10 protein-coding genes are annotated in these 10681 nt (G+C 63.0%); 6 read left to right on the top strand and 4 right to left on the bottom strand.

Features of this window, described 5'->3' with window-relative positions; all coding sequences use genetic code 11:
- Window positions 1-536: 536 nt before the first annotated feature.
- Both P0D80_RS44885 and P0D80_RS44880 read left to right on the top strand, forming a co-directional pair.
- Window positions 537-953 carry a ribonuclease gene (locus tag P0D80_RS44885; RefSeq protein ID WP_408293869.1) on the top strand — a complete coding sequence of 139 codons (417 nt, stop codon included), beginning with the start codon at window positions 537-539 and terminating at the stop codon, window positions 951-953.
- A 16-nt stretch (window positions 954-969) separates the two neighbouring features.
- Window positions 970-1530 (top strand): barstar family protein, encoded by a 561-nt coding sequence (locus tag P0D80_RS44880; protein ID WP_132373051.1) that lies wholly within the window; start codon window positions 970-972, stop codon window positions 1528-1530.
- A gap of 133 nt (window positions 1531-1663) precedes the next feature.
- Here the strand turns inward: P0D80_RS44880 and P0D80_RS44875 are convergent, their stop codons facing one another.
- The 3 genes from P0D80_RS44875 to speE form a co-directional block, all read right to left on the bottom strand.
- Window positions 1664-2404 carry a 16S rRNA (uracil(1498)-N(3))-methyltransferase gene (locus tag P0D80_RS44875; RefSeq protein ID WP_132376806.1) on the bottom strand — a complete coding sequence of 247 codons (741 nt, stop codon included), beginning with the start codon at window positions 2402-2404 and terminating at the stop codon, window positions 1664-1666.
- A 19-nt stretch (window positions 2405-2423) separates the two neighbouring features.
- Window positions 2424-2837, bottom strand: coding sequence for a VOC family protein (locus P0D80_RS44870; RefSeq protein ID WP_132373053.1), 414 nt, complete (start codon window positions 2835-2837; stop codon window positions 2424-2426).
- A gap of 113 nt (window positions 2838-2950) precedes the next feature.
- The gene (speE, locus tag P0D80_RS44865; protein WP_408182855.1) at window positions 2951-3823 is read right to left on the bottom strand and encodes a polyamine aminopropyltransferase; all 873 of its coding nucleotides are present in this window, start codon (window positions 3821-3823) and stop codon (window positions 2951-2953) included.
- Window positions 3824-4102: 279 nt separating this feature from the next.
- On the opposite strand from speE, the gene tkt reads away from it, so the two are divergent.
- Both tkt and gap read left to right on the top strand, forming a co-directional pair.
- Entirely contained in the window at window positions 4103-6124 is a 2022-nt protein-coding gene (gene tkt / locus P0D80_RS44860; protein WP_408293865.1) for a transketolase, read from the top strand.
- Between the two features lie 96 nt (window positions 6125-6220).
- Window positions 6221-7231, top strand: a complete 1011-nt coding sequence (gene gap / locus P0D80_RS44855) for a type I glyceraldehyde-3-phosphate dehydrogenase (protein WP_408182856.1) — start codon at window positions 6221-6223, stop codon at window positions 7229-7231.
- 78 nt (window positions 7232-7309) lie between these two features.
- Here gap and P0D80_RS44850 read toward each other — a convergent pair whose 3' ends face one another.
- Window positions 7310-8002, bottom strand: coding sequence for a FadR/GntR family transcriptional regulator (locus tag P0D80_RS44850; RefSeq protein WP_132373061.1), 693 nt, complete (start codon window positions 8000-8002; stop codon window positions 7310-7312).
- 228 nt (window positions 8003-8230) lie between these two features.
- On the opposite strand from P0D80_RS44850, the gene P0D80_RS44845 reads away from it, so the two are divergent.
- Window positions 8231-9553, top strand: coding sequence for a C4-dicarboxylate transporter DctA (locus P0D80_RS44845; protein WP_408293861.1), 1323 nt, complete (start codon window positions 8231-8233; stop codon window positions 9551-9553).
- A 115-nt stretch (window positions 9554-9668) separates the two neighbouring features.
- Window positions 9669-10679 (top strand): allantoicase, encoded by a 1011-nt coding sequence (gene alc, locus P0D80_RS44840; protein WP_408293858.1) that lies wholly within the window; start codon window positions 9669-9671, stop codon window positions 10677-10679.
- The last annotated feature ends 2 nt before the right edge of the window (window positions 10680-10681 follow it).

Raw genomic sequence — 10681 nt, 5'->3', positions numbered from 1 at the left:
AGCCGGTGCACGTGCTGACGGCCTCGGCGACGGTGCGCCGGATCGTCAACATGACGGCGCTGCTGGTGGCGGATGTGATCGCGGCCCGTTAATCCGCGATCCGGTCGAAGCATGGCGCCGGTTTGAAGACCGCGCGCCATGCAAAAAAAAGGCGTGCCCGCAACGGGCACGCCTCAGGGTGCACAGGGGAATGCCACCCAAAAAACGGCAAGTCATACAAGATTCCGCCTTCAAGAGCGTTCAAGGGCTCAAGACCCTTGCCACGGGGAATCAAGGTGTCTGCTGACTCATGCAAAGCGGCCTGCCGTCCGCTCCCCACTTGCCTGCCTTCCCCCGATTCGCACCGTTGAGCTAAGTTTAGCTTGACTAAGCTAAACATTCTGTCAAAAGTCGTCAAAGCCGCGCCGGTGGCCCTTTCGCGCCTGATCGGAGGATGTCGGCCGCCCGGCGAACGTTGATTCCGGGGGCCATTAGCGATACCCTTACGACTTTCATGGTCGTCAAACTCGTGAGCTAACAGCGGGGAACCTTGATACATGGCACGCAAGTGGCAACGCATGAAAGGCGTGCTGATCGGTGCTGTTACGCTGTGCGCTTTATCCGGCCTCGTGCCTGGCGCGTTCGCGCGCGACTCCACGGCATCCGCCGAGGCGGACGCGCAGTTGCAGGGCACCGTCGCGCTGGCGCAGTTGCCACATGAAGCGGTCAATACATTGAACTTGATTGCCGCGGGCGGGCCTTACCCGTATGAGAAGGACGGCATCGTATTCGGCAATCGCGAACGGTTGCTGCCGGCCCATCGGCGCGGCTATTACCACGAATACACCGTTCCCACGCCTCGCTCACGTAATCGCGGGGCGCGTCGCATCGTCTGCGGAGGTCCGCTGAAGCGAACCGACAGTTGTTACTACTCGGACGACCACTACACCAGTTTTAATCGTATTGTTGAATGACATCGGGATGAACGGCATGAGCGACAACGTCTACGCGCACGACTCCGGAGTCGCGACGGATCTTTTCGCGGCCGGCGACGGCAATTTGTTCCAACGCGTCATGCAGATGCGCGCCGGCGATCAGGGCCGCGAGAACCAGAGCGAAGCAGGCACTGTGGTTTCATCGAACGAGGAGCCCATGAGTCTTTTCAAGACCGTACGACCGAACATCGTACAGTCGATCCGCGCGTTCCGCGTGCAGGATCTCGCCGACGAGGCCAACCAGCTCGGCCAGCATTTTCTCTATGCGTATTGCGCCAATGCGCAGTCCAAACAGGAAGTGCTCGAAACCATCGCGACGTCGTTCCTGTTTCCGAAACATTTCGGCAAGAATTACGACGCGCTGTACGACTGCCTGACCGATCTGGTTCAGAAGGCGGGCGCGCAGCCGGGCTTTGTGATCGTGCTCGAGCAGTTGCCGGTCGCGCAGAAGTTCGACAAGGAAGGCCGCGAGACACTGCTAGACGTGTTCCGCGAGGCCGCGGAGTTCTGGGCCGAGCGGAAGGTGGCGTTCCGGGTGTTTTACTCGTTTGCTTGAACGTTGCCTGTTTAGGCTAAGCAGAAGAAAGGCCCGCCAATCGGCGGGCCTTTTGCTTTTGATGCTGCGGTCGACGTGACTTGCCGCCCTTCACCAAGGCGATCCAAGGCGATCGGCGCGCAACGCAAGCGGCTTACCAGCCGCCCCAGCCGGCCGCCAGCGCCGAGAGAACGGCGATGCCGGCAGTTTCTGTGCGCATCACGCGCGGGCCGAGGCCGACGGCGGTGAAACCGTAATCAGTAGCGGCCGCTTCCTCGGTAGCGGAAAACCCGCCTTCCGGGCCCACCAGCACCGTCACGCGTCCTTTCGGCGGCTCGGCGGGCAGGGCGGAAAAGCTGATGCTGGCGCGCGGAGAAAGCAGAATGCGCAAGTCGCCTTCCTCGGGCGTACGCGGCATGGTACCGAGCCACGTGGCGATTTCGCGCACCGGCATCACTTCCGGCAGGCGATTGCGCCCGCACTGCTCGCACGACGCCCGCACGATGCCCTGCCAGTGCGCATGGCGCCGCTGCGCGCGTTCGCCGGTCAGACGCACGACGCTGCGCGTAGTGGTCAACGGCACGAAGCTGGACGCGCCCAGTTCGACGGCTTTCTCGATCAGCCAGTCCATCTTGTCGCCGCCGGCAATGCCCTGCGCGAGCGTGAGCCGATACGGCGCCTCGACTTCGATATTGCGGAATTCGCGGATTTTTACCATGGCCGAGCGCCTTTCGACTTCGACGAGTTCAGCGCTGTATTCGCCGCCTTCGCCGTTGAAAAGGACGATCGAATCGCCTGGCTGCAGACGCAGCACGAGCACATGCCGAACGACGTCATCGGGAAGCGGCATGACGTCGTCGGGCTGGAGAGGCTTATCGACGAAAAAGCGTGGCATCAGAAAAATACTCATTGGTTCACGAAAGGTGGCGAGCGAGCGCCCAGCGGTAGCCGTCCAGATCTTCGACCTGGGCGAAGCGGTCGCCCCAGAACTGATCCTGTGGCTCGCTCAGCGATTTTGCGCCGGCGGCCAGCGCCCGCGCGTAAATCGCGTCGACATCGTCGACATAGACATAGAACGATTGCGGTGCGATCGCGCCCGCGCTTTTGGGTGTTTTCGCCGCCGAGCCGAACGCGCCTTCCGGAGCGAACATCACGATCAACTGGCCTTGATAGGTCATCTCGACATGCATGACGACACCGTCGTCCTGGACACTGTCACGCACTTCGAAGCCGAACGCCGCTGAGAAGAACGCGGACGCGGCACTTGCGTCGCGCACCGTCAGATAGGGGGTCAACCAGGGCACACCGGCTGGGCGGGAGGCGGTCATGGGATTCTCCGGATCATGAGGTTGGCGGGGCACATGCTGCGAGTCCAGGCGGAAGTTTGCATATCGATACGCCCATAGCGCAATCCGACGGAGTCGTGCATTTTGCCCATGCGTTAGCTTGCTGGCTTTAAGAATTGACTTAGTTTATCGCGCACTGAACTGGATGCCGAGAACAGTCCGGCGTGCATGACCGCGTTGTAATGCATCAGGGTGTCGATTCCGCGCGCGGCGAGGCGTTCCGTGAGCGCATCGACGGTGAGCGCGGCGGGATCGAGCGTGTCGCTGGCGGTCGCCATCATCCAGAGCGAGCCGTACAGCGGTACGAAAGTGCTCATGGTGCGGACGACCACGAATGCCGCGCGCAAATCGTCGAGCAGGCGCGCGACGCGTTCGGCATGGAAATACGGCGAGCCGAGGTGCACGGAGAGTGCCGCAATCGGGCTCATGACCCGCTTGAGCTGCTGATAGAACGCTTGCGTGTAAAGACCGGCGGCGGGTGAATCCGGCGGCGTCAGGTCGAACACCACGAGATCGAACTGTGCCGGCGCGGCGGCCTCGACGTACTGCGCAGCGTCGCCGATCACCAACTCGACGCGCAGATCGTCGAATGCGCCGCCGTGCACCTCGGGCAGATGCTCGCGCGTCAGACGTACGACTTGCGTGTCCAGCTCCGCCACCACAATCCGTCCGATGCCCGCGTGCTTCAGCAATTGCCGCGCGGCGCCGCCGTCGCCGCCGCCCAGCACCAGCGCCGCGCGCGGCGCCGGATGCGCCAGCGCGGTCGGATGCACCATGCATTCGTGATAGATGAACTCATCGCCGGTGGACGTCATCGGACGGCCGTCGAGTGTGAAGAGCCGTCCGAGCTGCGGCGTGTCCCAGACCTCGATCCGCTGATATGGCGAATCGACGCGCGCCAGCCGTTTCGCGTGCGGAAATCCGTAGACGGCGTCGGGACTCGGTTGGAACAGCAGCGGAGCGCTCACGGATGGCGGGCTCCGTCCGGAGCGCGGTAGGTTCTGGTTGTGCAATTGTAAAGGCCGGAGCGCGGCGTGGCCGCGGCGGGCGCGTCGAGCCACACGGCCAGACGGCTTTCGGAGCGGGGCGCGGGCAACCATCTGTTAGAATGTCACGCTTTCAGCCTTGTCCGTTTGCTCTGCCCGTTTCGCGTCTACTGGCGCCGCATCGTGCGCCGAAGTGAACCGGCATTCGAGCATCCGGGCCTCAAGCGCGCACCGCTTTCTGACTCTGTCTCCGGACTCGACATGACGACCCCGTCTCCCGCACACACCTCCTTGATGGCCAACGCAATCCGCGCGTTGTCCATGGACGCCGTCCAAAAAGCGAATTCCGGCCACCCCGGCATGCCGATGGGCATGGCCGAAATCGGCGTGGCTTTGTGGTCGCGTCATCTGCGTCACAATCCGGAGAACCCGCAATGGGCCGATCGCGACCGCTTCGTGCTGTCGAACGGTCACGGCTCGATGCTGCTGTACTCGCTGCTGCACCTCACCGGCTACGATCTGCCGATCGACGAGCTGAAGAACTTCCGCCAGATGCATTCGAAGACGCCGGGCCACCCGGAATACGGCATCACGCCGGGCGTCGAGACGACCACCGGCCCGCTCGGCCAGGGTCTGGCGAATGCGGTCGGCATGGCGCTCGCGGAATCGCTGCTCGCTACCGAATTCAACAAGCCTGACGCAAAGATCGTCGACCACCACACTTATGTGTTCGTCGGCGACGGCTGCCTGATGGAAGGCATCTCGCACGAAGCCTGCTCGCTGGCGGGCGTGCTGAAGCTGAACAAGCTGATTGCGTTCTACGACGACAACGGCATCTCGATCGACGGCGAAGTGGTGCACTGGTTCCACGACGACACGCCGAAGCGCTTTGAAGCGTATGGCTGGAACGTGATCCCGAACGTGGTCGGCCACGACGTCGAGGCAGTGGACGCGGCGATCAAGCAAGCCAAGCAATCCGACAAGCCCACGCTGATCTGCTGCAAGACGGTGATCGGCGAAGGCTCGCCGAACAAGGCCGGCAGCCACGATTCGCACGGCGCGGCGCTCGGAGACAAGGAAGTCGCGGCCACGCGCGAAAAGATCGGCTGGAAGTGGGAACCGTTCGTGATCCCGCAAGAAGTCTACGCAGCATGGGACGCGAAAGAAGCCGGCGCACGCAACGAATCCGAGTGGGACAAGGCGTTCGCCGCGTACGCAGCCAAATACCCGCAGGAAGCCGCTGAATTCAAGCGTCGCGACGCGAAGCAATTGCCCGCCGACTGGAAGGAAAAGGCCAAGGCGATCATCGCCGGCGCGAACGAGCGCGCGGAAACCGTCGCGACGCGCAAGGCATCGCAGCAGGCTATCGAAGCTTTGTCGGCCGTGTTGCCGGAACTGCTCGGCGGCTCTGCCGACCTGACCGGCTCGAACCTGACCAACTGGAAGGCTGCAAAGCCCGTGCGTGTGAACGCGGAAGGCCACGCCGCCGGCAACTACGTCAACTACGGCGTGCGCGAATTCGGCATGAGCGCCGCGATCAATGGCATGGCGCTGCATGGCGGCTTCAAGGCGTTCGGCGGCACGTTCCTGACGTTCTCGGATTACAGCCGCAACGCGCTGCGCGTCGCCGCGCTGATGAAAGCGCCGTCGATCTTCGTGTTCACGCACGACTCGATCGGTCTCGGCGAAGACGGCCCGACCCACCAGTCGATCGAACACGTTGCAAGCTTGCGTCTGATTCCGCACCTGCAAGTGTGGCGCCCGGCTGATACCGTTGAGACTGCGGTGGCCTGGACCCACGCAGTCGCACACCACGGCCCGTCGTGCCTGATCTTCAGCCGTCAGAACCTGCCGTTCTCGGAGCGTACCGACGCGCAGATCGCGAACATCGAGAAGGGCGGCTACGTGCTGCGCGACTGGAACGACGAAATCGTCGCGCGCAAGATCATCCTGATCGCCACCGGCTCGGAAGTCGAACTGGCACTGAACGCGATCGAGCCGCTGGCGCGCGAAGGCATTGCGGCGCGCGTCGTGTCCATGCCGTCGACCACCGTGTTCGACAAGCAGGACGCCGAGTACCGCGAACGCGTGCTGCCGCATGGCGTGCGCCGTGTCGCGATCGAAGCGGGTGTGACGGATTTCTGGCGCAAGTACGTGGGTCTGGAAGGCGGCGTGGTCGGCATCGACACGTTCGGCGAGTCGGCCCCGGCGGGCGTGCTGTTCAAGCATTTCGGCTTCACTGTCGAGCACGTGGTAGAGACGGCAAAAGCCGCACTCGGCTGATTTTCGATCAAGCGTTGCCGCTTACGTGCGAACGCGCGGCAACGCGGTCAGTCAGACGAACCTGGACGTATTTTTTCAGCCCTCAGGAGATAGACCATGACGATTCGCGTCGCAATCAACGGCTACGGCCGGATCGGCCGCAACACGCTGCGCGCCTTCTATGAAAACGGCAAGAAGCACGATATCGAAATCGTCGCCATCAACGATCTTGGCGATGCCAAGACGAACGCTCACCTGACGCAATACGACACGGCGCACGGCAAATTCCCGGGCGAAGTGTCGGTGGACGGCGACTACCTGGTGGTCAACGGCGACAAGATCCGCGTGCTGGCCAACCGCAACCCGGCTGAACTGCCGTGGGGCGAGCTGAACGTCGACGTCGTGCTGGAATGCACGGGCTTTTTCACGACCAAGGAAAAGGCCAGCGCGCACATCAAGGGCGGCGCGAAGAAGGTGATCATCTCGGCGCCGGGCGGTAAAGACGTCGACGCCACGATCGTCTACGGCGTGAACCACAACGTGCTGAAGGCCTCGGACACGGTGATCTCGAACGCATCGTGCACGACGAACTGCCTCGCGCCGCTCGTCAAGCCGCTGAACGACAAGATCGGTCTGGTGAACGGTCTGATGACCACGATCCACGCGTACACGAACGACCAGGTTCTGACGGACGTGTACCACGAAGACCTGCGCCGCGCGCGCTCGGCCACGCACAGCCAGATCCCGACCAAGACCGGCGCGGCTTCGGCGGTCGGTCTGGTGCTGCCGGAACTGAACGGCAAGCTGGACGGCTACGCGATTCGTGTTCCGACGATCAACGTGTCGGTCGTCGACCTGTCGTTCATCGCTGCACGCGACACGACGGTCGAAGAAGTCAACGCGATCATGAAGGAAGCGTCGGAAGGTTCGCTGAAGGGCATCCTCGGCTACAACGACGCACCGCTGGTGTCGATCGACTTCAACCACAACCCGGCTTCGTCGACGTTCGACGCCACGCTGACCAAGGTGTCGGGCCGTCTGGTGAAGGTGTCGAGCTGGTACGACAACGAGTGGGGCTTCTCGAACCGCATGCTGGACACGGCCGTGGCGCTCGCCAACGCGAAGTAAGTCTTCGTGCCATGACCTGCAATGCCGGCTTCGAGCCGGCGGCAGGATTAAAAAAGCCGCTCTTCGGAGCGGCTTTTTTTACGCGTGCGGCGTCGGGAAATAGACGCCGGCGCGCTGCGCGGCGTTCGAGATATGCGTCTCGATGGCTTTGCCGGCCGCGGCGGAATCGCGCGCCTTGAGCGCGTCCAGAATCACGCGATGTTCGTTGTAGGTGGACAGCACCAGTTCGCGCCGATAGAACGGCATGCGCTGGCTTTCCTTCATGATCTCCGCGCTGCTGCTCAGAATCGACTCGATCGCCGCGTTGCCGGCAATGTTGACGATCCGCATGTGGAAGTCGTAGTCGAGGCGGGCGGCTTCGTCGAGTTCGTCGCAGGCGAGCGCCGTTTGCATGGCTGTGATGTTCTCTTCGAACCAGGCAAGGTCGGAATCGCTGACCGCCAGCGCCGCCATGCGCGCGATAAAACCTTCCAGCGCGAAGCGCATCTGATAGGTGTCCGGCAGCGACGACTGCTCCGCGAAGCGCCACGCTTGCGCGGCCGAGGCCTGCGCGCTTTCCACGTACACACCCTTGCCGGGCCTGATCACCAGCAGACCGAGCGCCTCGAGCGTGGAGAGCGCTTCGCGCAACGACGCGCGGCTGATCGCGAGTTCTTCGGAGAGTTGACGCTGGGCCGGCAGCAAACTGCCCACGGGATAGGCGCCCGCTTCGATCCGTTCGCGGATGGTCGCGATGGCGGCATCGGTAACGGTATGCGGCACGTTTTTCATCGTTGGCTCACTTGAAAGCGCGGTCTGACCAGCATTGTAATACGCGGTCTGAACGCTCGTACGGCTTGCCGCTCGCCGCTGCCGATCCGACCCGAAACCGCTTGAAAAACAGCGGGTAAACACTGTTCTACGAATCCTTGACGTCAGTATATCGGCTTCCTACTATTCGAGATAACAGTACTGGTCGGACCAGTCTGAACAGATGTAAATCGCAACCAGGAGGAAGCCGTGTTGAAATTTTTCAATTCGCTGTTTGGCCGGGTCGTCATAGCGCTGGTGGCGGGCATCGTAATCGGTGCCGTCTTCCCGCATTTCGCCCAATCGCTACGCCCGCTCGGCGACGGCTTTCTCAAGCTGATCAAGATGGTGATCGGGCCCATCGTCTTTTGTGTTGTGGTCAGTGGCATGGCGCATGCCGGCGACTTGCGCAAAGTGGGGCGGGTCGGCCTGAAGGCCGTGATCTACTTCGAGGTTATGACGACGATCGCGCTCGTGATCGGCGCGATCCTGGCGTACGTCACGCGCCCCGGTGTCGGCATGAACATCGATCTGCACTCGCTGGATCCCGCCTCGCTCTCGACCTACACCGAGCATGCGAAGAGCCTCAAGGACACCGCCGGCTTTCTGCTGAAGATCATCCCCGACACGGCGATCAATGCGTTCGCCACCGGCGACATCCTGCAGATTCTCGTGTTTTCGGTGCTGTTCGGCTCGGCGCTGTCGCTGCTCGGCAATAAGGCGCAGCGGGTGAGCAACCTGATCGACGAACTCTCGCACGTGTTTTTCCGCGTGATGGGTTTCATCATCAAGCTCGCGCCGCTCGGCGTGCTCGGGGCGATCGCGTTTACCACCGGCACGTACGGCGTCGAGTCGCTCAAGCAGCTCGGCATGCTCGTGCTCGTGTTCTACGTGAGCTGCTTCGTGTTCGTGGCCGTCGTGCTGGGCGTCGTCATGCGTCTGGCCGGCTTCAGCATCTTCAAGCTGATTCGCTATCTGCGCGAAGAGCTGTCGATCGTGCTCGGCACCGCTTCGTCGGACGCCGTGCTGCCGCAGATCATGCGCAAGCTCGAATGGATGGGCGTCAAAGATTCGACCGTCGGCCTCGTCATTCCGACCGGCTATTCGTTCAATCTCGACGGGTTCTCCATCTATCTCACTCTCGCGGTTATCTTCATCGCGCAGGCCACCAACACGCCGCTGTCCATGCATGACCTGATCGTGGTGGTGCTGGTGTCGCTGGTGACGTCGAAGGGCGCGCACGGCATTCCCGGCTCGGCCATCGTGATTCTGGCCGCCACGCTGTCCGCGATTCCCGCGATCCCCGTGCTCGGCCTCGTGCTGATCCTGCCGGTCGACTGGTTCGTCGGCATTGCCCGCGCGCTGACCAACCTGATCGGCAATTGCGTGGCGACGGTGGTGGTCGCCGTGTGGGAAAACGATATCGACCGGGCGCGCGCCCACCGCGTACTGAACCGCGATGCGGCGTTGCGCTTCGTGCCGGCCGGTGACGACGCCGAGCCTGCCGCCGGCGAACACGCTCACGCCGTCTGAACCTGAGAAACCGTATCCAGATCCGCGCGCCAATGCAGCGCGCTTCCAGCGCCGGCAGATTCCAAGAACGCCGGCCCTCCTTCACTTTTTCGCTGCCTGACCGAGACTAGAGACTATGGCCAATCCGATCCTCGACCCCAACGCTCCCGCTTTCACCCGTCGCTACATGAATCTCGCCGACCCGCGCCTGGGCGCGAAGGCGCTCTTCGCCAGCGACGAATTCTTCGCGCCGAAAGAACGCATGCTGGAGCCGCAGCCGGCGGTGTTCATCCCCGGCAAATACGACGACCACGGCAAGTGGATGGACGGCTGGGAAACCCGCCGCAAGCGCACCACCGGCCACGACTCCTGCGTGATCCGCCTCGCGCATCCGGGCGTCGTGCACGGCGTGGATCTGGACACGAGCCACTTCACCGGCAACTTCCCGCCGGCGGCGTCGATCGACGCCTGCTACGTGGATGGCGAAGTGCCGCCCGATAGCGCCGACTGGCAAACGCTCGTACCGGCCACCACGCTGCAGGGCAATCAGCACCACTACGTCGACGTGAACGACGCGCGCGCGTTCACCCATCTGCGTGTGAATCTGTACCCGGACGGCGGCCTCGCGCGTTTGCGCGTGTACGGCCAGCCGAAGCGCGATTGGGAGCGCGTGGAGCGCGGCACGCTGCTGGATCTGGCGGCGATCGAAAACGGCGCCTATCTGGTCGCGGCGAACAACCAGCACTTCGGGCCGGCTTCGCAGATGCTGATGCCCGGCCGCGGCGTCAACATGGGCGACGGCTGGGAAACCCGGCGCCGCCGCGAGCCGGGCAACGATTGGGCGATCGTCGCGTTGGCGCGGCCGGGCGTGATCCGCAAGATCGAAGTGGATACGGCGCACTTCAAGGGCAACTTCCCGGACCGCTGCTCGCTGCAAGCGGCATCGGTGACGGGCGGCACGGACGATTCGCTCGTTACGCAGGCGATGTTCTGGCCGGTGCTGCTCGGCGAACAGAAACTGCAGATGGACCACGTCCACACCTTCACGGATGACCTCGCGTCGCTCGGCCCGGTCACGCATGTTCGTTTCAATATCTTTCCGGACGGCGGTGTGTCGCGCCTGCGCCTGTGGGGCGAAATCGCATAACG

This window comes from Paraburkholderia sp. RL17-373-BIF-A (genome assembly GCF_046030175.1).
Lineage (GTDB): Bacteria > Pseudomonadota > Gammaproteobacteria > Burkholderiales > Burkholderiaceae > Paraburkholderia.
This window is presented reverse-complemented; position numbering and strand designations above follow the sequence as displayed.